Source organism: Leisingera sp. CC-HEC096, assembly GCF_059429235.1.
The window spans coordinates 556,068-577,405 of sequence record NZ_JCAIJS010000001.1; the positions used below are offsets into that span (position 1 = coordinate 556,068).

General features: G+C 63.3%; 23 protein-coding genes. 15 read left to right on the plus strand and 8 right to left on the minus strand.

Annotation, left to right across the window (positions count from 1 at the left end; all coding sequences use genetic code 11):
• Positions 1–79: 79 nt before the first annotated feature.
• The 4 genes from AC5STI_RS02750 to AC5STI_RS02765 form a co-directional block, all read right to left on the minus strand.
• The gene (locus AC5STI_RS02750) at positions 80–2,113 is read right to left on the minus strand and encodes a PhoX family protein (RefSeq protein ID WP_495445501.1); all 2,034 of its coding nucleotides are present in this window, start codon (positions 2,111–2,113) and stop codon (positions 80–82) included.
• Positions 2,114–2,284: 171 nt separating this feature from the next.
• On the minus strand, positions 2,285–3,343 hold the full coding sequence (locus AC5STI_RS02755) for a YeeE/YedE family protein (protein WP_495445502.1): 1,059 nt from the start codon (positions 3,341–3,343) through the stop codon (positions 2,285–2,287).
• 20 nt (positions 3,344–3,363) lie between these two features.
• Entirely contained in the window at positions 3,364–3,702 is a 339-nt protein-coding gene (locus AC5STI_RS02760) for an ArsR/SmtB family transcription factor (protein WP_475051393.1), read from the minus strand.
• A gap of 60 nt (positions 3,703–3,762) precedes the next feature.
• Positions 3,763–4,146, minus strand: coding sequence for a hypothetical protein (locus tag AC5STI_RS02765; RefSeq protein ID WP_490399565.1), 384 nt, complete (start codon positions 4,144–4,146; stop codon positions 3,763–3,765).
• Between the two features lie 109 nt (positions 4,147–4,255).
• Here AC5STI_RS02765 and AC5STI_RS02770 point away from each other — a divergent pair, with 109 nt between their 5' ends.
• The 9 genes from AC5STI_RS02770 (at position 4,256) to AC5STI_RS02810 (ending at position 12,295) form a co-directional block, all read left to right on the plus strand.
• Positions 4,256–4,993, plus strand: a complete 738-nt coding sequence (locus AC5STI_RS02770; RefSeq protein WP_495445503.1) for a cytochrome c biogenesis CcdA family protein — start codon at positions 4,256–4,258, stop codon at positions 4,991–4,993.
• Between the two features lie 19 nt (positions 4,994–5,012).
• A complete protein-coding gene (locus AC5STI_RS02775; protein WP_495445504.1) occupies positions 5,013–5,594 on the plus strand; it encodes a thioredoxin family protein in 582 nt (193 codons plus the stop codon).
• Positions 5,595–5,721: 127 nt separating this feature from the next.
• A complete protein-coding gene (gene soxX, locus AC5STI_RS02780; protein WP_475051396.1) occupies positions 5,722–6,198 on the plus strand; it encodes a sulfur oxidation c-type cytochrome SoxX in 477 nt (158 codons plus the stop codon).
• A 58-nt stretch (positions 6,199–6,256) separates the two neighbouring features.
• Positions 6,257–6,673: a thiosulfate oxidation carrier protein SoxY gene (gene soxY, locus AC5STI_RS02785; protein WP_475051397.1), complete on the plus strand. Its 417-nt coding sequence runs from the start codon at positions 6,257–6,259 to the stop codon at positions 6,671–6,673.
• 44 nt (positions 6,674–6,717) lie between these two features.
• The gene (gene soxZ / locus AC5STI_RS02790) at positions 6,718–7,047 is read left to right on the plus strand and encodes a thiosulfate oxidation carrier complex protein SoxZ (protein ID WP_475051398.1); all 330 of its coding nucleotides are present in this window, start codon (positions 6,718–6,720) and stop codon (positions 7,045–7,047) included.
• 75 nt (positions 7,048–7,122) lie between these two features.
• A complete protein-coding gene (soxA, locus tag AC5STI_RS02795; RefSeq protein WP_495445505.1) occupies positions 7,123–7,974 on the plus strand; it encodes a sulfur oxidation c-type cytochrome SoxA in 852 nt (283 codons plus the stop codon).
• Between the two features lie 99 nt (positions 7,975–8,073).
• Complete coding sequence (soxB, locus tag AC5STI_RS02800; RefSeq protein ID WP_495445506.1) at positions 8,074–9,771, plus strand: thiosulfohydrolase SoxB; 1,698 nt, start codon at positions 8,074–8,076, stop codon at positions 9,769–9,771.
• Positions 9,772–9,888: 117 nt separating this feature from the next.
• Complete coding sequence (gene soxC, locus AC5STI_RS02805; RefSeq protein ID WP_495445507.1) at positions 9,889–11,160, plus strand: sulfite dehydrogenase; 1,272 nt, start codon at positions 9,889–9,891, stop codon at positions 11,158–11,160.
• Positions 11,144–12,295 (plus strand): c-type cytochrome, encoded by a 1,152-nt coding sequence (locus AC5STI_RS02810; RefSeq protein ID WP_495445508.1) that lies wholly within the window; start codon positions 11,144–11,146, stop codon positions 12,293–12,295. The genes soxC and AC5STI_RS02810 overlap by 17 nt, the downstream gene beginning before the upstream one ends.
• A gap of 68 nt (positions 12,296–12,363) precedes the next feature.
• Here AC5STI_RS02810 and AC5STI_RS02815 read toward each other — a convergent pair whose 3' ends face one another.
• Positions 12,364–13,803, minus strand: coding sequence for a hypothetical protein (locus tag AC5STI_RS02815; RefSeq protein WP_495445509.1), 1,440 nt, complete (start codon positions 13,801–13,803; stop codon positions 12,364–12,366).
• 330 nt (positions 13,804–14,133) lie between these two features.
• Positions 14,134–15,141, minus strand: a complete 1,008-nt coding sequence (locus AC5STI_RS02820) for a GlxA family transcriptional regulator (protein WP_490399511.1) — start codon at positions 15,139–15,141, stop codon at positions 14,134–14,136.
• Between the two features lie 255 nt (positions 15,142–15,396).
• Here AC5STI_RS02820 and AC5STI_RS02825 point away from each other — a divergent pair, with 255 nt between their 5' ends.
• From AC5STI_RS02825 to AC5STI_RS02850, 6 genes are all read left to right on the plus strand, one after another.
• Entirely contained in the window at positions 15,397–16,029 is a 633-nt protein-coding gene (locus AC5STI_RS02825) for an ATP-dependent Clp protease proteolytic subunit (protein ID WP_058287204.1), read from the plus strand.
• A gap of 149 nt (positions 16,030–16,178) precedes the next feature.
• Positions 16,179–17,447 carry an ATP-dependent Clp protease ATP-binding subunit ClpX gene (clpX, locus tag AC5STI_RS02830; protein WP_475051411.1) on the plus strand — a complete coding sequence of 423 codons (1,269 nt, stop codon included), beginning with the start codon at positions 16,179–16,181 and terminating at the stop codon, positions 17,445–17,447.
• Between the two features lie 142 nt (positions 17,448–17,589).
• Complete coding sequence (locus tag AC5STI_RS02835; protein WP_495445510.1) at positions 17,590–17,955, plus strand: RidA family protein; 366 nt, start codon at positions 17,590–17,592, stop codon at positions 17,953–17,955.
• A gap of 135 nt (positions 17,956–18,090) precedes the next feature.
• Entirely contained in the window at positions 18,091–18,477 is a 387-nt protein-coding gene (locus tag AC5STI_RS02840; RefSeq protein WP_027237966.1) for an NADH:ubiquinone oxidoreductase subunit NDUFA12, read from the plus strand.
• A gap of 23 nt (positions 18,478–18,500) precedes the next feature.
• The gene (gene mlaD, locus AC5STI_RS02845) at positions 18,501–18,953 is read left to right on the plus strand and encodes an outer membrane lipid asymmetry maintenance protein MlaD (protein ID WP_490399508.1); all 453 of its coding nucleotides are present in this window, start codon (positions 18,501–18,503) and stop codon (positions 18,951–18,953) included.
• Positions 18,950–19,312, plus strand: coding sequence for a DUF2155 domain-containing protein (locus AC5STI_RS02850; protein ID WP_495445511.1), 363 nt, complete (start codon positions 18,950–18,952; stop codon positions 19,310–19,312). The genes mlaD and AC5STI_RS02850 overlap by 4 nt, the downstream gene beginning before the upstream one ends.
• Here the strand turns inward: AC5STI_RS02850 and aat are convergent.
• Together aat and accC are read right to left on the minus strand one after the other, a co-directional pair.
• Entirely contained in the window at positions 19,276–19,908 is a 633-nt protein-coding gene (gene aat / locus AC5STI_RS02855) for a leucyl/phenylalanyl-tRNA--protein transferase (protein ID WP_495445512.1), read from the minus strand. The two genes, AC5STI_RS02850 and aat, sit on opposite strands and share 37 nt — an antisense overlap.
• A gap of 74 nt (positions 19,909–19,982) precedes the next feature.
• Positions 19,983–21,332 carry an acetyl-CoA carboxylase biotin carboxylase subunit gene (gene accC, locus AC5STI_RS02860; protein WP_495445513.1) on the minus strand — a complete coding sequence of 450 codons (1,350 nt, stop codon included), beginning with the start codon at positions 21,330–21,332 and terminating at the stop codon, positions 19,983–19,985.
• Positions 21,333–21,338 lie beyond the last annotated feature (6 nt).

Consider the following 21,338-nt stretch of genomic DNA (forward strand, 5'->3'; position numbering starts at 1 on the left):
CGGCAGGCGGCCCGCCAGGGCTGAACCCTGCGCGCGCCCCGGGCGGGGCGCGCTCCGCTTGATAACGGCGGAGTCCGGATCAGACGGCGATCTTGCCGCCGCCCTGTCTGGTCACCACAACAACCGAGGGCCGCGGCGGCATTTGCGGATCAAAATCCGGCCAGCGTGTGGCCGGGTCGTCAAACGTCGAAGCGCGCCCGAAGCCCTTCAGGTCCTTGGTGCCGTCGGTGCCGGGATGCTGCACGGCCAGAAACAGCGCCTCACCGTCCGGGGTAAAGCAAGGGCCGCACAGCTCAGCCCCCACCGGGCAGCGGAAGAACAGCTTGGAATGGCCGCGCAGGCTGCCTTCGGTCTCCAGCCCGTAAAGCCCATCCGACTTGCCGGTCTTGCCCCATTTGCGGCCCTGGTCGGTGGCCACCCACAGCCGCCCCTCTGCGTCCATCGCGCTGTTGTCGGGGGAGCCGAACCAGCCGTGCTGCGACGTCTCCGGGTGCCATTCCGCACCGACCTCGGCAATCTCCGGGTCGCCGCATTTCACCAGGATCGACCATCGGCCGCTTGCGGCTGCGTGGTCGCCGCCGTCCTCCCGGATCTCGATGATATGCCCGAACCGCGACTCCGGCCTCGGGTTGGCGGCATCGGTCTGGCCGGCCTTGCGCTTGGAATTGTTGGTCAGCATCACATAGGCTGTGCCGTATCCGCGCGGCGAGGCATCCTCGGGCCGGTCCATCGGAGTGGCCCCCAGCGCATCCGCCGCCAGCCGCGCATCAATCAGCACATCCGCCTGGCTGGCAAAGCCGTTTTCTGCCGTCAGCGGACCCTGGCCATGCACCAGCGGCAGCCAGCGGCAGGTGCCGTCCGCCTCAAACCGGGCCACGTAGAGCGTGCCTTCGCTCAGCAGCCGGGAGTTGGCCGCGCGGTCCTCTGACACCGTGCCGCCGGAGACGTATTTGTAGACATACTCAAACCGCGCATCGTCGCCCATGTAGACCACCAGCCGCCCGTCCTGGGACAGGGTGGTTTCCGCGCCCTCATGGGCGAAACGGCCCAGGGCGGTGTGCTTCACCGGTTTCGACAGCGGGTCCATCGGGTTGACCTCAACAACCCAGCCGAAACGGTTCACTTCATTGGGTTCTTTGCCGGTATTGAAGCGGTCGTGGTACTTGCCCCAGGCGTACCACATGCCGGGAACGCCGTAGCGCGCCATTTGCGCCGCCTCCGGCTGGCCGGAAAGGTCCGGCTCACCTTCGGCGTCGAGGCGGTCGGTCCAGAAATAGCCGTGAAAATTCTCCTCGGCCATCAGCCAGGTGCCCCAGGGTGTCATGCCGCCGGCGCAGTTGTTGAGGGTGCCGATAACCTCGCGTCCGCTGGGATCGGCGCTGGTCTGCATTCGCGGATGGCCTGCGGCGGGGCCGTCGATAGCCATCACCGTGTTCAAAGGCGAGATCCGGCGGTTCATCGCGCCGTCGCGCACAACGGCCCACTTTCCATCTGGGCCCCGGACGATCTCCACAACAGAGCCGCCATGCGCCGCCATCTCGATCTCGGTCAGTTCGCGGGTCATGCCAGCGAACTCCGCCTTGTCCTGGCGGCCGAGGCCCGGGAACATCACCTCTTCATTGGTGTATTCGTGGTTCACGCACAACAGGCCGCGGGTGCCGTCAGCGTTGAGCGGCACAAAGCCGACGTAGTCGTTGTTATAGCCGAACTGCTGCAGCTGGGCTTCCGCGGTCTGGTTCATCACGTCGAATTCAGGCGCGTCTCCATAGATCGGATCACCCCAGCGAAGCAGGACATCGGCGTCGTAGCCCGGCGCCACATGGTGGGTTTCATCATTGCCCCATTCCAGCTCGTCAAAGGCATAGCGGCTTTGGGCAGCAGGTGATGCGGCGTTGCCCTGGCGCGGAGCGGTCAGGGCGGAGGTGCCGAACAGGGCAGTGGCGGCAGAGGTGCCCAGCATGCCTTTCAGCACTGCGCGGCGGCCATAGCGGGCGGCGATTACATCGCCGATGGTACGGCTGGGGGCCGGGTTCACCGGAAGGTCGTCGGAGGCTTCAAAAGCTTCCGCCTTGTTTCCGTTTTGCGGGTCTTTGATGATCTGCTTACGGTTCACGGCGGTCTCCGGAGTGTTATGGGGCGTCTATGCGGTGGATGCGGGGCGGATACACCCGGATGTCTTAGGAATGGCGTGTAACACGTATGTAATCGTTAATGAAAATTAACCAAGACTTCACATTTGCGCGGGCAATCTGAAACCCCGGTCTGTCCCCGCGGGGACAGCGGATTATTCTGCGGGGCGGAAGCCTTCGATCAGCTGGCGCAGCCCGATGGCGGCGCCGGCAAAGATCGCCAGCATGGTGACCGGAGCCGATACCGCCAGCAGTGAAAACGCGCTGAGGCCCTGGCCGACGGTGCAGCCCATGGCGATGACGGCACCGGTGCCCATGATCGCGGCGCCGATGATCTGGCGGCGCAGCTCGCGCGGGTCTTCGCAGGCTTCCCAGCGGAAGTGGCCCTTGATCAGCGAGCCGAGGAAGGCGCCGGTCCAGACCCCGGCGATGGAGCCGACGGCAAAGGACAGCGGTCGCAGGGAACCGGTCATGGTCCACAGGATCGTCTCGCCCAAAGGAGCGGAGAAGGAGTGGGAAACCACCGGCAGCGCCTCGAACCCTGCGGTGTTTACAAAGGTGGTTCCGGCCCAGCCGGAGGTGACTGCAAGCCCCACAACCGCGGACCAGAACAGCGCCTGCCTGTCGCGGCGCAGTTCGGCATTGGCGAGGGAGAGCAGCAGGATCAGCAGGCCCGCGGCGGTGCCGATAGCGGCCAGCGGCAGCCCGCTCCAGGCGGCGGCGTAATGGGCGAGTCCCGGCGGGATTTCATTGGTGACGTCCTGCTGCGCGAAGAAATAGTTGCGCACGGGGGCGAGGGGGCCTGCGAGGACGACATAAGTGGAAACGCCCATCACCAGCACGATCACAAAGCTGCGCAGGTCGCCGCCGCCCAGCCGGGCAATTGCGCCATAACCGCAGTTGCCGCTGAGCGCCATGCCGTAGCCGAACATCAGGCCGCCCAGGATCGAGGCGGCGGGCATCCAGCGGATCGACAGGTAAAAGGACTGGCCCGCATCCACCAGGCCCAGCCCGATCAGTGCAAAGCTGGTGGTGACCGCCACACCGATGGCCACACCCCACATCCGCATCCGCAGGGACGAACCGCCATACAGCAGGTCTTCGATAGCTCCCAAAGTGCAGAACCGCCCCAGCCGGGCGGCAAGCCCCAGCAGCACACCGCCCAGCAGCCCGATGCAGGCGGCCAACTGGTGTTCTGTCAGGATGTCAAACATGTCAGGATTTCAATCGGGCCTCAGCCGTCGTCCTTGCAGAACAGGTCATAGACCACTTCCAGCATCCGGCGGGGTTTGTCGTCTGCCAGCCGGTAGAAAATCGCCTTGCCTTCCCGGCGGGGAATGACCAGCCCTTCCAGACGCAGGCGGGAGAGCTGCTGGGAGACGGCGGCCTGGCGGGCCGACAAGAGCTCCTCCAGTTCGGTGACGGATTTCTCGCCGGAGACCAGATGGCACAAGATCATCAGCCGGCCCTCGTGGCTGATCGCCTTGAGGAAATTGGACGCCTTGGTCGCGTTTTCGACCATCCGGTCCATCTCCTCCGGGTCCATGTCAGCGGTAAACTGTGGTAGTGCCATGTGCCGTCTCCTGAGCGGCACCGCGGTGCCGCACTCCTATCACTTGCCCCAACAGGGCGGTCAGCTGCCGCCCTTTGAGTTCGTATTATCAACAAACCCTGTATGGGCGCTTAGCAAATCTGCAAGCAAAGGCCAAAAAAAATCTTCACCCGGGTAGCCTTCGAGGCGGGCGCGCTCCTGTCCGTCTTCGACCACCAGGAAGGTCGGTGTGAACATGACCCTGCGGGTAACTTGCAAATCATCGGGCAGGGCGCGCAGATCCACCCGGCGCAAGGGCGCGTATTTGCCCTCAGCCGTTTTGGGGTAGATCGGGGCGATCTCCGCGTTCCAGCGGGCGCACCACTCGCAGCCCGGCTGTTCGACCATCACCAGTTCCGCCGCCCAGGCGGGCAGCGTTGCAAAGGCTATGGCCGCAGCTGCAGCCAAATGCCGGAAGGAGCGCATGCGTTTCATTCCATCTGTTGACGGTACCGTTAGAAACAACATAATTCGAATATGTGAATGACACAAGCCGGGCCCGGATAACGTTCGCGTGGGGCCTTTTGGGGGTGCGATGCTCGAAATTACCCTGTTTGGCGCCTTGATCGCAGGTTTGCTGAGCTTTTTCACCCCCTGCATTTTGCCGATGGTGCCGTTTTACCTGTCCTACATGGGCGGGCTGTCGATGGCAGAGCTGCGCGGGGACGGGGCGATTGCCGTGGGTGCGCAGCGGCGGCTGCTGGTGTCGGCCGTGTGTTTTGCCGCCGGGGTCACCACGGTGTTCATGCTGATGGGCATGGGGGCAACCGCGCTGGGGCAATTGTTCGGCCAGTATCTGGAGGTTCTGTCCTATGGCGCGGCGGCGCTGCTGCTGCTGTTCGGGCTGCATTTTCTGGGCGTGGTGAAGATCCCGCTGCTGTACCGCGAGGCGCGGATGGAGAGCAGCGCGGAGCCGTCCACCGTGCTGGGTGCTTATCTGATGGGACTGGCGTTCGGGTTCGGCTGGACGCCTTGCGTCGGGCCGGCGCTGGCGTCGATCCTGATGATTGCTTCCGGCATGGGCGAGGTGTGGCGGGGCGGGGTGCTGCTGCTGGTCTACGGGCTGGGCATGACGGCGCCCTTTGTGGTGGCGGCGCTGTTTGCCAAGCCGTTTCTGGGCTGGGTCGCGCGCCACCGCAGCGCCTTTGCCTGGGTCGAGAAAGGCATGGGCGCGATGCTGGTTCTGTTTGCGGTGCTGATCGCCACCGGCGGGGTGCGGCTGATCGCTGAGGCGATGATCCGCTGGGTGCCGGGGTTCAGCGCAATCGGTTAAGTTAGGTTTGGAGGTCAACATGCTGAGAAGTATTGCGAAAGTGTTAATGGTCGTGGTTCTGGCCGGGCCGCTGGCAGCGGCGGAGCTGGGCGACGACGGGCTGCACAAGACGTCGTGGATGCGGGACACCTTCAAGGACCTGCGCGAGGACCTGGAGGAGGCCAACGGCGAGGGCAAACGGCTGGCGCTGATCTTTGAGCAGCGCGGCTGCGTCTATTGCACCAAGATGCATGAGGAGATCTTTCCCCGGCCGGAGATCAGCCAGTATATCGAGGACAATTTCTTTGTCGTGCAGCTGAACCTTTACGGCGACGTGGAGGTCACCGACTTTGATGGCGAGACGCTGGCGGAGAAGGACATGGCCCGCAAATGGGGGGTGCTGTTCACGCCGACGATTCTGTTCCTGCCCGAAGAGGTGGGGGACAATGCCACAGCACCCGAGGCCGCGGTGGCGATCATGCCTGGCGCATTTGGCGCGGGAACCACGCAGGACATGTTTACATGGGTCAATGAAAAGCGCTATGCGCTTGATAACGGGGAAGATTTCCAGCGCTATCACGCGCGCCGCATTCAGGAGCGCAACAATGGGTCCACAGACTGACGATTTGCGCATCATTTACAAAAATTCACAATAATGAATTTGTTGTTGCGTAGCGGGGGCGCTGTGCCCTACGGTATGCAAAGCTAAGCAAGCCGCCCGGTAAAAGCGGCAGCCAATGGGAGGAAACATGAAGCTTACATCTCTGACACTGGCGCTAAGCCTGGCCGGGACTGCGGCTTTGGCCGGGGAGGTTGCTCCGAAGGCGGTGGAGTATGGCGAATCGGGTGAGGTTGCAGCCTCGCTGACCGGCGTTGCCGGCGATGCGGCCAGCGGCGCGGTGATTGCCGGCACCAAGTCCAAGGGCAACTGTGTGGCCTGCCATCAGGTGACAGCCCTGGCGGATGTGCCGTTCCATGGCGAAATCGGCCCGTCGCTGGATGGCGCCGGCGACCGCTGGACCGAGGAAGAGCTGCGCGGCCTGATCGCCAATGCCAAGATGACATTCGAGGACACGATGATGCCGGCCTTCTACAAGGTCGAGGGCTTCATCCGTCCGGGCGATGCCTATACCGGCGAGGCCGGGGCTGAGCCGCTGCCGCCGATCCTGACGGCGCAGGAGATCGAGGATGTGGTCGCGTTCCTCGCGACGCTGAAAGAAGAGTAAGGCACGGGCGGGGGGCGTCCCGCGCTCCGCACCGATGTGAATTCAAAGGAGAGATATGATGGAGTTCTCACGCCGTGAGACCCTGGCGATGGGCCTGGGCGCTGCCGTGGTTACCGTGCTGCCGTTCCGTGCGACTGCGGCGGCGGATGACCGGATCGCCGCCTTTACCGGCGGTGCCGATATGGCCGAAGGGGGCGTGACCCTGACCGCGCCCGAGATTGCCGAAAACGGCAACACCGTTCCGGTTTCGGTCGAGGCGCCGGGCGCCACTGCGATCCTGGTGCTGGCAACCGGCAACCCGGAACCGGGTGTTGCAACCTTCAACTTCGGCCCAGGCGCAGCGCAGCAGTCGGCCTCCACCCGGATCCGCCTGGCAGGCACCCAGGACGTGGTTGCGGTTGCCAAGATGGCAGACGGCTCCTTTGCCAAGGCCAGCGCCACCGTCAAAGTCACCATCGGCGGCTGCGGCGGCTGAGGCCGCCCGCTCCCTGAACGGAATTCCTAAGGAGAATTAAAGACATGGCATCCGGTGTTAAACCCCGCGTCAAGGTCCCGAAAACCGCTGCCGCCGGTGAGGCGGTCACCATCAAGACGCTGATCAGCCACAAGATGGAAAGCGGCCAGCGCAAGGACAAGGAAGGCAACCTGATCCCGCGCTCGATCATCAACCGCTTCACCTGCGAGTTCAACGGCACCATGGTGCTGGACGTCGCAATGGAGCCCGCGATCTCCACCAACCCGTATTTCGAGTTCGACGCGACCGTGCCGGAAGCGGGCGAGTTCGTCTTCACCTGGTATGACGACGACGGCTCCGTCTACGACACCAAGAAGAAAATCGCCATCGGCTGATCCGTTCCGGATCTTCAGGCACGCGTCCTGTCCGGTGTGAACCGGGCAGGGCAGGCACCCAAGGGAGGAAAAGGAATGAATAAAAAGGCAATCACAGCAATTGCCGCAGTGCTGGCGCTGCCGATGGCAGCGGGCGCAGGCCCCGATGACGACAAGCTGGTGGTCAACGAGGATATCGAGATGGTCACCAAGGCCGCAGCACCCGCCCATGTGGCGGATGTGCTGGATGAGGTGATGTCGGGCTGGCACTTCCGCTCCGACGAGACGCAGGCCCTGCAGATGGATGACTTCGAAAACCCGGCGATGGTGTTTGTCGATCAGGCGCAGGAAGCCTGGGACACTGCCGACGGCTCCGAGGGCAAGTCCTGCGCGTCGTGCCACGGCGATGTCGAGGAAAGCATGGCAGGCGTGCGCGCGGTGTATCCGAAGTGGAACGAAGCCGCCGGCGAAGTCCGCACCTTGAACATGCAGATCAACGACTGCCGCGAAAACCAGATGGGCGCCGAGAAGTGGAAATACTCCGGCGGCAAGATGGCCGCGATGGAGGCTTTGATTTCGGTCCAGTCCCGCGGGATGCCGGTGAACGTGGCCATCGACGGCCCGGTCCAGGCGACCTGGGAGAAGGGCAAGGAGATGTATTACACGCGCACCGGCCAGCTGGAGCTGTCCTGCGCGAACTGCCATGAGGACAACTATGGCAACATGATCCGCGCCGACCATCTGAGCCAGGGCCAGATCAACGGCTTCCCGGTGTACCGTCTGAAGAACACCAAGCTGAACACCGCGCATGCGCGCTTTAAGGGCTGCGTGCGCGACACCCGCGCCGAGACCTACAAGCCGGGCTCGGCGGAGTTTGTCGCGCTGGAACTCTATGTCGCCTCGCGCGGCAACGGGCTGTCGGTCGAAGCTCCTTCCGTCCGCAACTGATCTTTGCGCCCCGCGCCTGTTTCCAGGTGCGGGGCGTGTCTCTTCTAAAACATTCATTCACGTGAATATGTCGCGTGAGCATACAGGATACCGGTACACATGATCTCGCGCCGCGATTTTCTGCAGGTTTCCATGGCCGCCTCGGCCATGGTGGGGGCGTCAGGCTTTGGCAATTGGGCGCGGCTGGCTGCGCAGCAGTCGCTGACCCAGAACCAGCTGCTGGAGTTTGACACCTTTGGCAACATCAGCCTGATCCATGTGACCGATATTCACGGGCAGCTTAAGCCGATCTATTTCCGCGAGCCGTCGATCAATCTGGGGGTTGGCGAGAACAAGGGCCATGTGCCGCACATCACCGGCGCGGACTTCCGCAAGGCCTATGGCATCGCTGACGGCAGCCCCTCGGCCTATGCGCTGACCTATGATGATTTCTCGGCGCTGGCCGCCATGTACGGCCGTGTCGGCGGGATGGACCGGGTGGCGACGATCATCAACTCCATCCGTGCCGACCGTCCCGATGCGCTGCTGTTTGACGGCGGCGACACCTGGCATGGCTCCTACACCTGCCATCACACGCAAGGCCAGGACATGGTCAACGTGATGAACGCGCTGAAGCCGGATGCGATGACCTTTCACTGGGAGTTCACGCTGGGCAGCGACCGGGTGAACGAGATTGTCGAGGGCCTGCCCTTTGCCGCGCTTGGCCAGAACATCTTTGATGCGGAATGGGATGAGCCGGCAGAGCTGTTTAAGCCCTACAAGTTCTTTGAGCGCGGCGGCGCCAAGGTGGCGGTGATCGGCCAGGCCTTCCCCTATATGCCGATCGCCAACCCGCGCTGGATGTTCCCGGAGTACTCCTTCGGCATCCGTGACGAGAACATGCAGATGATGGTGGATGAGGTCCGCGCGGCGGGCGCGGATCTGGTGGTGGTGCTGAGCCACAACGGCTTTGACGTCGACAAGAAGATGGCCGGCAAGGTGCAGGGCATCGACGTGATCCTGTCGGGCCACACCCACGACGCGCTGCCGGAGCCGGTGCTGGTCGGCAAGACGCATATCATTGCGTCCGGTTCGAACGGTAAATTCGTCTCCCGCGTGGATCTGGATGTGCGCGACGGCCAGCTGATGGGGCTGCGGCACAAGCTGATCCCGGTGTTCTCGGACGTGATAGCGCCGGACCCTGCGGTGGCGCAGCTGATCGAGGCCGAACGCGCGCCTTACAAGGCGCAGCTGGAAGAGGTGATAGGCCAGACCGATACGCTGCTGTACCGCCGCGGCAACTTCAACGGCACCTGGGACGACCTGATCTGCGATGCGCTGCTGAGCGAGCGGGAAGCGGATATCGCCATGTCGCCCGGCGTGCGCTGGGGGCCGTCGCTGGTGCCGGGGGACGACATCACCCGCGAGGATATCTGGAACGTGACCTCGATGTCCTACGGCGAGGCCTACCGGAGCGAGATGACAGGCGAGTTCATCAAGGTGATCCTGGAGGACGTGGCCGACAACATCTTTAACCCGGATCCCTATTACCAGCAGGGCGGCGACATGGTGCGGATCGGCGGCATGGGCTACCGGATCGATATCACCAAGCCGCAGGGCGAGCGGATCAGCGAGATGACGCTGCTGAAAACGGGCGAGGCGATCGACCCGGCGAAATCCTATGTGGTGGCCGGCTGGGCCAGCGTGAACGAGGGTACCGAAGGGCCGATGATCTGGGATGTGGTTGAGGATCATATCCGCAAGCTCGGCACCGTGAGCCTGAATCCGAATACCTCCGTGCAGGTGGCGGGCGCCTAATCAGCGCCTGCCCCGGCAGGGGCAGATCACACCCGCCCTGGCGGCGGGCAGACCGAAAAAATTTTGCGCAGTTGAATTCACGAACGTGAATTTATCTATGTAAGGAGGCAAAGAAAAATGAGTGACGACGCCAAGAGCCTGGCGCCCTCGCGCCGCCAGTTCCTGACCGGGGCGGCAGCGGCTGGCGCAGGGGCAGTGGCGGCCGGGGCTGCCAAGGCAGCAACACCCGATCCGCTGATCACCGAAGTGCAGGAGTGGGCCAGCGGTCTGGGCGAGGGGGTGGATGCCACGCCCTATGGCCTTCCGATCAAATACGAAAGCGACGTGGTGCGCCGCAATGTGGAGTGGCTGACGGCGGACACCATCAGTTCGATCAACTTCACGCCGATCCATGCGCTGGACGGCACGATCACGCCGCAGGGTTGTGCGTTCGAGCGTCATCATTCGGGTGCCATCGAGCTGCGCAAGGAAGATTACCGGCTGATGATCAACGGTCTGGTCGATACGCCGCTGGTGTTCACTTACGAAGACCTGGAGCGTTTCCCGCGTGAGAACCGTGTCTATTTCTGCGAATGCGCGGCGAACTCCGGCATGGAATGGGCGGGCGCGCAGCTCAATGGCGCGCAGTTCACCCACGGGATGATCCACAATATGGAATACTCCGGCGTGTCCCTGCGGACGCTGCTGGAGGAAGCAGGCGTCAAGCCCGAAGGCAAATGGGTCTATGTGGAAGGCGCGGATGCGTCCTCCAACGGGCGCTCGATCCCGCTGGAGAAGGCGATGGACGACGTGCTGGTCGCCTTCAAGGCCAATGGCGAGGCGCTGCGCAAGGAGCATGGCTATCCCGTCCGGCTGGTGGTGCCGGGCTGGGAAGGCAACATGTGGGTCAAATGGCTGCGCCGGGTCGAGGTCATGGACCAGCCGGTCGAAAGCCGCGAGGAGACCTCAAAATACACCGACACGCTGGCCAATGGCGTCAGCCGCAAGTGGACCTGGGAGATGGATGCGAAATCCGTCGTCACCAGCCCCAGCCCGCAGGCGCCCATCAAGCATGGCGCGGGGCCGCTGGTGATCACCGGCCTGGCTTGGTCGGGCCGCGGCGCGATCACTGGAGTGGATGTGTCGCTGGACGGCGGCAAAACCTGGGCCGAGGCGCGGCTGGCGGCGCCGGGAACGGACAAGGCGCTGACCCGGTTCTACCTGGATATCAACTGGGACGGCTCAGAGATGCTGCTGCAGAGCCGGGCCAAGGATTCTTCCGGCTATGTGCAGCCCACCAAGGCGCAGCTGCGCGAGGTGCGGGGCTTGAATTCGATCTATCACAACAACGCCATCCAGACCTGGTGGGTCAAGGCAAACGGGGAGGCGGAAAATGTCGAGGTTTCCTAACAGGCTGAACAACCGAGCAGAGGGCAGCGCCCGGCCGCGGGCGGAAAGCGAAGCGCCCGCCCATGGGGGCGGACAGGCGCTGCCCGGCCTGCCGGCCGGGCGGAACATTCTATTGGCTGCATCGCTGGCGGCTCTGGGTGCTGGGCCTGTTGCGGCCGAGAAATTCGGCCTGGGCCGTCCGGCCTTGCCGGAGGAAATCGCGGCCTGGGATCTGGACGTGGCGCCGGATGGCACCGGCTTGCCTGCGGGCTCGGGTGATGTGTTCACCGGTGAGGAGGTCTTTGCCGAGAAATGCGCGGTCTGCCATGGCGATTTTGCCGAGGGCGTGGGCAACTGGCCCAAGCTGGCAGGCGGGCAGGGTACGCTGGACCATGAGGACCCGCTGAAGACGGTGGGCAGCTACTGGCCCTACTTATCGACCACCTGGGACTACGTGAACCGGTCGATGCCGTTTGGCGATGCGCAGTCGCTGACGCCGGATGAGGTCTATGCCATCGTGGCCTATATCCTCTATTCCAACGATCTGGTGGATGACGAGTTCGTTCTTTCCGACGAGACCTTCATGCAGGTCGAGCTTCCGAATGCGGATGGTTTCATTCTGGATGACCGGCTGGAGGCGGAAAAGCACTTCTGGAACCTGGAGCCTTGCATGGAGAACTGCAAGGAAAACGTCGAGATCACCATGCGCGCCCTGGTGCTGGATGTGACGCCGGAGGAGGAAAGCGCAGAAGCGCCTGCTGAAGCCGCGCCAGTGCAGGAAGCAGCAGCGGAAGAGGCGGTTGAAGAACCTGTTGAAACTGCTGCGGTTCTTGACCCGGAGCTGGTGGCCAAGGGGGAGAAGACCTTCAAAAAGTGCAAGGCCTGCCACCAGGTCGGCGAGGGCGCCAAGTCCAAGACCGGGCCGATCCTGAACGGCATCGTCGGTGCGCCGGCGGGGCATGAGGAAGGCTTCCGCTATTCCAAGGCGATGAAGGCCGCGGCGGAAGGCGGACTGGTCTGGGATGAAGCTGAGCTGGCGGCCTTTCTGGCTAAGCCCAAGAAGTACATGAAGGGCACCAAGATGTCCTTTGCCGGGCTGAAGAAAGAAAGCGATATTGAGGCGGTGATCGCCTATCTGCAGTCCTATTCACAGTAAGCAGCAGCCCTGAAGGGTGTTGAGAAAGGGCGCTAAAGGCGCCCTTTTTCACTTGGGAGCCGGACCTTCTATTGCCGCGGCGGGAACACAAGGACGCTTGCGCCCTTGAAACGTTCCAGCCGGGCTCGCGGCTGCGGCTCCGGCGCGGGGCTGCGCAGGTCTGGCGGCAGATGGGCGCAGGTTTCGGGAGCTGTCCCGCAGAGGGAGACTTGGCGCCCGGTCAGAAGCTCCAGCCGGCTGGCCAGGCTGCTGGCCCGGTGAAGCCCTGCCTTGCGCGCTGCCGGGTGGTCCAGAATGCTGCCAGTGGCGTAGACCGGCCCCGGTTGCGCGGCAATGGCGGCGGCCATCGCGCGGGTCTCGTGCTGCCAGTCGCGAAAACGGGTGAATTGCACCGCAGTCTGCACCAGGTAGCTGAGCGCAACCAGCAGCACCGCATTGCGCGCCAGCCGCCCCGGCAGGCCAGGGCCGCGGCTGAGTTCCTGCGCGGCGCGCACGATCAGAACCGCATAGAGGATCCAAGTGAAATGAAAGGCCCGCACCGGGATTGTCACGCCCAGTTTCAGTACCTGCAGGGCCATCAGGGCCATCCCTGCCGCAAGCGCGGTCCAGAGATACAGCGCCTCGAGCGGCTGGCGGCGCAGCAGCACAGCTGTGGCAGTACTCATCAGGCACAGGTGAAACAGCAGAACCGGCGTGGACTGGAAGCTGAGCTTGCCGAGCAGGACCGACAGTGTTTCTTTCAGCAGCGGCAGATGCGGCCACAGCCCTGCCAGATCCCGCGCCGGGTCGGGGCTGCGGGCGGGGTCCAGCGGGATGCCAAAGACACCGTGCGCCTGCCAGTTCAGGGTATAGACCGCCAGCACGGCAGCGGCGAAACTGGCCCCGAACAGGATCACCAGACCGGTGAGATCCCGCAGCGAGCGCTGACGGGTGCTCATCAGGCAGATCGCGAACAGGATCAGCGGGAAGGTGGTGTAGGCGGTGAATGCAAGCAGCGTGAACGGCGGCAGCAGCCAGCGCAGCGCGGCTTGTGACAGCACAAGGGCGAGGCAGGCAAACAGCGCCAGCACCGCAAACCCGGGGATAAGAGTGCTGGACCAGGGCGCCATCAGAAATACCGGTGGAGCGGGCAGCAGGGTCAGAGCCAAGGCGATGGCAAACCATCTGCGGTTGCCGGGCGGGGTTGCGGCAGTGGCAATGGCGGCTGCGGTCACACCCCACAGGATTTGGAACAGAACGAAATTCAGCCAGGCCGGCGTGACGACGCCGCGCAGGTGCCACAGGTAGTTGAGCCAGCGGCCTTCGGTCAGGGTTTTCTGCCAAAACCCTTCGGGCTGGGCCAACAGGGCTGGATAGTCGTCGTAACGGACTATCGGGTCCGCAAGGTTCCCCGCCGACACGGCGAGCAGCACCGGGACCGCCACGGCACAAGCCGTTAAGAACGTGCTTGTGCTGCTGCCCGCCGCGCGTCTGTCTTGCGGCAGGTCGGTGACTGGGAAACGGTGCATGGGAATACCTGATGGGTTAATGAAATTAAGTCGCTCCGTTTCCTGAAATGGGTGGAGGGGGAGCGGGGGTATTAATGGGCAGCTAAAAAGTTCTATCCGGCCGATCCGGCTGCTGGGGGCCTGTGCCGGACTGCAGATTCCGGCAGGTGTGGTGTCTTCTTCTTGATCTCCTTTGGCGTGTGGCTTGGGATAGAGAAAAAATCAGGCAAATATGTGGCTGGTGCTACCATGGATTGAGAACGCAAGTAAGCGTTGCACCGCGGCATCACTGCAGTGCGCCGCCGGGGCGGGGCGCCTCAAGCTCAGCCATTTCTTCGGGCAGAGCGGCGCTCAGCTCCAGCCCTTGCGGAAGAAATGCGGGGAAGCGCCGAACTTGCGCTTGAACTGGCGCGAGAAGTGGGTGGCGGAGTTGAAGCCCGAGGCCAGCGCGATCTCGGTGACGGACATCGAGGTTTCGTTCATCAGCGCAAAGGCGTGGCTCAGGCGCATGTCGAAATAGACGTGCATCGGGCTTTGGTTCAGATAGCGCGAGAACAGCCGTTCCAACTGGCGGCGGGAGATGTCGAGCCGGTCGCACAGCTCGCCGATCGACAGCGGCTCCTCGATTGATTCCTGCATCAGCTGCAGCGCGTTCAGCAGGCGCTGGTTGCGGCTGCCGATGGCCACCGCATAGTTCGATTTCTGCGGTGCCGCCTGGCCGCCGGAGCGCACGTGCAGGCACATGTCGGCGACGATGATCGCCAGTTGCTTGCCGTGGCGTTCCTCGATCAGGTGCAGCATCATGTCGGTTGCGGCATTGCCGCCGCCGCAGGTCATCAGCGGACCCGAGATCTCAAAAATATTGGGCGAGGGCTCCAGGTTCGGGTAGCTCTCCAGAAAGCCCGGCTGGTTTTCCCAGTGCAGGGTGAACTTGTGATTCTTGATCAGCCCGGCCTGGGCCAGCGCAAAGGCGCCGGTGCAGATGCCGCCGATGGAGCGGCCAAAGCGGCTTTCGCGGCGCAGCCAGTTCAGGGTGACCTCGCTGGCGGCGGCGTGCGGTTCGACGCCTGCACAGACAAAACCCAGCGAATCCGAAGGCAGCGGCTGCAGCGGGGTGTCCGGCGTTACCACCATGCCGTTGGAGCAGCGCACCGGCTGGCCGTCCTCTGTCATGATGTACCAGCGGTAAAGCCGTGTGCCGGTGACCTGGTTGGCGATGCGCAAAGGTTCGATGGCGGCGGCCACGGGCAGCATCGTCGCCTTGGGCAGCAGCAGGAAATAGAAATCCTGCGGCTCGCCCTCGAACGGGATGGCGAGATTGGCGGCGGCGCCTTTCTGAACGAAACTGTCATCGGCCATGACGGGACCCCAGCGCAGCACCCGGGCAGCACAGCAGCCGGGCGGAATTCGGACTTGGTTTTGCTACCTAAGGCGCTGCCGCCCGGCGCAGCCCTAGGATAGCGACAGCGTTCCTGCGGATTGCGACACCGCACGCAGGTTTGCGGCAGCGTAAAATGCCCGCCGCCCCTTGCAGGTCAAATGGGGCGATACTAAGACTCGGGTAACACTCTGTCGGGTATGGTGCCGGACATAATTCAAAGCAGGCAGGTCGAAATGATTGATCCCAGAGAAACATACATGAACACCCTGGTCCCGATGGTGGTTGAGCAGACCAGCCGGGGCGAGCGGGCCTATGACATCTTTTCCCGCCTGCTGAAGGAGCGGATCATCTTTGTGAACGGGCCGGTTCACGATGGCATGAGCTCTTTGATCGTGGCGCAGCTGCTGCATCTTGAGGCGGAAAACCCGTCCAAGGAAATCTCGATGTACATCAACTCGCCCGGCGGCGTTGTGACCTCTGGCCTGTCGATCTATGACACCATGCAGTACATCAAGCCCAAGGTCTCGACCCTGGTGATCGGCCAGGCGGCGTCGATGGGTTCGCTGCTGCTGACCGCCGGCGAAAAGGGCATGCGCTTCAGCTTGCCGAACTCCCGCGTGATGGTGCACCAGCCCTCTGGCGGTTTCCAGGGCCAGGCGACCGATATCATGATCCACGCCGAAGAGACCCTGAAGCTGAAGAAGCGCCTGAACGAGATCTACGTCAAGCACACCGGCCAGGACTATGACACCGTGGTGAACGCGCTGGAGCGCGACAATTTCATGTCGCCGGAAGAGGCCAAGGAATTCGGTCTGATCGACGAGATCGTTGAAAACCGAGCCAAAGGCGATGACGAGCAGGCCTGACGCCTGATCTTGTGAACAGCGGTGCGCCCCGCGGTGAATTTGGGGCGCACTTTCACATTGTGGCGGCCTAAGCACTGGCTTAAGCTGGCAGAAAGATGAAATGCCCCGCAGCGCGGGTGCAGCGGACCGGGCGGACTGAAAGGTAGACCATGGCGACGAATTCAGGCGGCGACAGCAAAAACACCCTCTACTGCAGCTTCTGCGGCAAGAGCCAGCATGAAGTGCGCAAGCTGATCGCAGGCCCCACCGTATTCATTTGCGATGAATGCGTTGAACTGTGCATGGATATCATCCGTGAAGAGACCAAGGCCTCCGGGCTGAAGGCCACCGACGGGGTGCCTTCGCCCAAGGACATCTGCCAGGTGCTGGATGATTACGTGATCGGCCAGGCCACCGCTAAGCGGGTGCTGTCGGTTGCGGTGCACAACCATTACAAGCGTCTGAATCATGCGCAAAAAGCGGGTTCGGACATTGAACTGGCAAAGTCGAACATCCTGCTGATCGGCCCCACCGGCTGCGGCAAGACGCTGCTGGCCCAAACGCTGGCGCGGATCCTGGATGTGCCCTTTACCATGGCGGATGCCACCACGCTCACTGAGGCCGGTTACGTGGGCGAGGATGTTGAGAACATCATCCTGAAGCTGCTGCAGGCGTCGGAATACAACGTCGAGCGTGCGCAGCGCGGCATCGTCTATATCGACGAGGTCGACAAGATCACCCGGAAGTCGGAAAACCCCTCGATCACCCGCGACGTGTCGGGCGAGGGCGTGCAGCAGGCACTGCTGAAGCTGATGGAAGGCACAGTGGCTTCCGTTCCGCCGCAGGGCGGGCGCAAGCATCCGCAGCAGGAGTTCCTGCAGGTGGACACCACCAACATCCTGTTCATCTGCGGCGGCGCCTTTGCCGGCCTCGACAAAATCATCGCGCAGCGCGGCAAGGGTTCGGCGATGGGCTTTGGCGCGGATGTGCGCGACAACGACGACCGCGGCGTCGGCGAGATCTTCCAGGACCTGGAGCCGGAAGACCTGCTGAAATTCGGCCTGATCCCGGAATTTGTCGGCCGTCTGCCGGTTCTGGCGACGCTGGAGGACCTGGACGAGGACGCGCTGGTCACCATTCTGACCCAGCCTAAAAACGCCCTGGTCAAGCAGTACCAGCGCCTGTTCGAACTGGAAGACACCGAGCTGGACTTTACCGACGAGGCGCTGAAGGCGATTGCCCGCAAGGCGATCGAACGCAAGACCGGCGCCCGTGGCCTGCGCTCGATCATGGAGGACATCCTGCTGGATACCATGTTCGATCTGCCGGGCATGGACAGCGTGACCAAGGTGGTCGTGAACGAAGAGGCGGTGACCTCAGACGCGCAGCCGCTGATGATCCACGCGGATGCCGAGAAAGAGCCGGCGTCTGCGGGGTGAGCGGATAGAACTTGGTTCAAACGGCGCGGTTTCTTCCGCGCCGTTTCTTTTTTGGAGGACGGCTTGGCTTGGGGGGCTCTGCCCCCGCAGCAGCCGCCGCTGCTCCCCCGGGATATTTTCAGCCAGAAGAAGGTAAAGGGCTATGATCAAACGGATTTCCTCCGGCGGTGAATTCGAGGCCAAGATCGGCTATTGCCGCGCCGTAGTTGCGGGCGGTTTTGTGCATGTGGCCGGAACCGTCGGGCAGGGCGAGGATGTAGTGGCGCAGTGCCAGTCGGCATTGGACACCATCGGCGCGGCGCTGGAGAAAGCGGGCGCCAGCTTTGCCGATGTGGTGCGAGTCAACTACTACCTGCCGGACGCGGCAGAGTTTGAGCCCTGCTGGCCGGTTCTGGCTGAGACCTTTGGCGCCAACCCGCCGGCGGCAACGATGATTGAGTGCAACCTGATTGATCCCAAGTTCCGCATCGAGATCGAGGTGACAGCGCTGGCACCGGCGGAAAGCTGAGCCGGCAAACGCCCCGCCAATGGGGCAGAGGCAAATCTGCCCGTTCCCGCCGCAAGGCCGCCAGAGAGGGCGCAAGCCACTGGACCTTGGCGGGAAATTGGGCCATATCAAGGTCGGAAAACTCCGGAGGCATCCATGGGAATCCTGAACACTCTTCTGCGCGCTGTGACCTGGTGGAACGGCTCCACCCTGAACACCCGGATCTTCACCGCCCGCAAGGGCATCAAGGTGGGGGAAGACGATCAGGGCAACGTGTTCTACCGCAATGCGGACGACAGCAAGCGCTGGGTGATGTTCAACGGCGAAGTGGAAGCCTCGCGCGTCAGCCCGGACTGGCACGGCTGGCTGCACCGTACCTTTGACGAGGTGCCGAGCGAGAAGCCGCTGAAACACAAGGCCTGGGAAAAGCCGCACCAGGAAAACCTGACCGGCACCATGATGGCCTATGCGCCGGCTGGCTCTATCCGCGCGGGCGGCGAGCCTAAGGAGCGCCGTGACTACGAGGCCTGGGTGCCTGAATAAACATCTGCCAGAAGGCTGGTTACATGTCCCACAATCCTACTGAAGTTTTTGCCGGCGGTGTTGTGCTGGCCGCCGCGGTTGCGTTTGCCGTTTATGCAGGGCAGGCGGCGGGCCTGTCGCGCGCCGGCGCCACCTATGACCTGAGCGCGTCTTTCCGATCGCTGGAGGGCGTCAGCGTCGGCACCGATGTGCGGCTGGCGGGCGTCAAGATCGGCACCGTGACCGGCGTCGATCTGAACCCCGAGACTTTCCGCGCCGACACCAGGTTTTCGGTGAAGCAAGGGATCGAAATCCCCGATGACAGCGCGGTGGTGATTTCTTCCGAAGGTTTGCTGGGCGGCAATTTCGTCGAGATTATGCCCGGCGGCTCTCAGTTTGCCTTTGAGGCAGGCGACGAGATCGAGGACACGCAAGGTGCGGTCAGCCTGATTTCGCTGCTGGTCAAATTCGTCGCAGGCGGCGGGGAAGAGTCGTGAAACGCCTGGCCGCAGCCCTGACAGCCGCTGTGCTGGCGCTGCCTGCGGTGGCGCAGGAGCAGGCGGCGCAAGGGACCGCAGCGGTGCTGCGGGCGCTGGACAAGGTCAACGGCCACAGCATGGACGCCGAAGTCGCCGTTGGCGCCAGTGCGGAGATGTTCGGAGTTCTGGTCACCGTGTCGGAGTGCCGGTATCCGGCGGACAACCCGACAGGGGACGCCTTTGCCTTTCTCACCGTGCGTAACCCCGATGACGGCGCGGTGCAGTTCGAAGGCTGGATGATCGCCTCCAGCCCGGCGCTGAACGCGCTGGACCACAGCCGTTATGATGTCTGGGTCATCCGCTGCAGCAGCAGCTGAGGCGATGGCACCGCGGGGCGGGTGAAATCCGCATCCTGAGACAAGGCCTCCCGCAGCAGCGCGCGGTAACGGGCGCGGCTGACCTCGATACCGCCGAGCGAGGCCAGATGCGGGGTCAGGAACTGGGTGTCGCATAAAGTGAATCCCGCCTGCACCAGCCGGTCGGTCAGATAGGCCAGCGCCACTTTGGAGGCGTCGCGGCGGCGCGAGAACATGCTTTCACCGAAGAACGCACCGCCCAGCGAGACGCCATAGGTGCCGCCGGCCAGCACGCCCTGATGCCAGACCTCCAGTGAATGGGCGTTGCCCATCATATGCAGTTCCAGATAGCGGTCGCGGATTTCGGCGCTGATCCAGGTCTCCGCCCGGTCGGCGCAGCCGTCGACCACCCCGGCAAAGTCGCGGTTCACGGTAATTTCAAAGCCGCCGTTGCGGATGCGCTTGGCCAGGGAGCGGGAGATGCGGAAACCGTCCAGCGGCAGGATCCCGCGCCGCTTGGGATCGACCCAGAACACGTCCGGGTCGTCGCGGTGTTCGGCCATTGGGAAAACACCGGCGGAATAGGCGTGCAGCAGAAGGTCCGCAGTCAAGCTCATGGTGCTGGCAGTATAACGGGAAAATGCAGGGAAAAGTAAAACGGGGCGCCGCCAATGGCGCGCCCCGTCAGATGTCAGGCCGGCGTGTTCTCTTCCAGCCAGCGTTCCAGCCAGTGGATGCCGTAGTCGCCGGTGTGGATGTCTTTCTCCTGCAACAGCGCATGGAACAGCGGCACGGTGGTGTCGATACCGTCGATGATCAGCTCGCCCAGGGCGCGGTTCAGGCGCGCCAGTGCTTCGGTCCGGTCGCGGCCGTGCACGATCAGCTTGCCGATCAGCGAGTCGTAGTAGGGCGGGATCGAATAGCCGTCATAGAGCGCCGAATCCATCCGGACACCCAGGCCGCCGGGGGCGTGGTACTGGGTGATCTTGCCCGGGCAGGGGGCAAAGTTCGGCAGTTTCTCGGCGTTGATCCGCACTTCGATGGCGTGGCCGTTGATCTCCAGATCGTCCTGGGTGAACGACATCGGCAGGCCTTCGGCTACCCGGATCTGCTCACGCACCAGGTCGACACCGAAGATCGCTTCGGTCACCGGGTGCTCCACCTGCAGGCGGGTGTTCATCTCGATGAAATAGAACTCGCCGTCTTCATACAGGAACTCGACGGTGCCGGCGCCGGAATAGCCCATCTTGCCAATGGCGTCGGCACAGATTTTACCGATCTTGGCGCGCTCTTCCGGGGTGATGCAGGGGCCGGGGGCCTCCTCGAACACCTTCTGGTGGCGGCGCTGCAGGGAGCAGTCGCGCTCAGCCAGGTGGATACCGGTGCCCTTGCCGTCGCCAAAGACCTGGACTTCGATGTGACGCGGCTTCTGGAGGTATTTCTCCATGTAGACTTCGTCATTGCCGAAGGCGGCCTTGGCCTCGGAGCGGGCGGTGGAGAAGGCTGAGGTCAGCTCTTTCTCGTCCTTGGCCACCTTCATGCCTCGGCCGCCGCCGCCGGCGGTGGCCTTGATGATGACCGGGTAGCCCATGTCCTTGGCGGCCTTTTTGGCCGCGGCAATGTCGGGCACGCCGCCGTCGGACCCGGGAACCACCGGAATGCCGAGGTTCTTGGCGGTATCCTTGGCGGTGATCTTGTCACCCATGATGCGGATATGTTCGGCCGAGGGGCCGATGAACGTCAGCCCGTGGTCCTCGATGATCTGCACGAAGTTGGCGTTTTCCGACAGGAAGCCGTAGCCCGGGTGGATCGCCTGGGCGCCGGTGATCTCGCACGCCGAGATGATGGCGGGAATCGACAGGTAGCTTTGCGCGCCGGACGGCGGGCCGATGCAGACCGATTCATCGGCCATGCGCACGTGCATCGCGTCGGCGTCGGCGGTGGAATGCACCGCGACCGACTTGATGCCCATTTCCCGGCAGGCACGGATCACGCGCAGGGCGATCTCGCCGCGGTTGGCAATCAGGATCTTGTCAAACATGGCAGA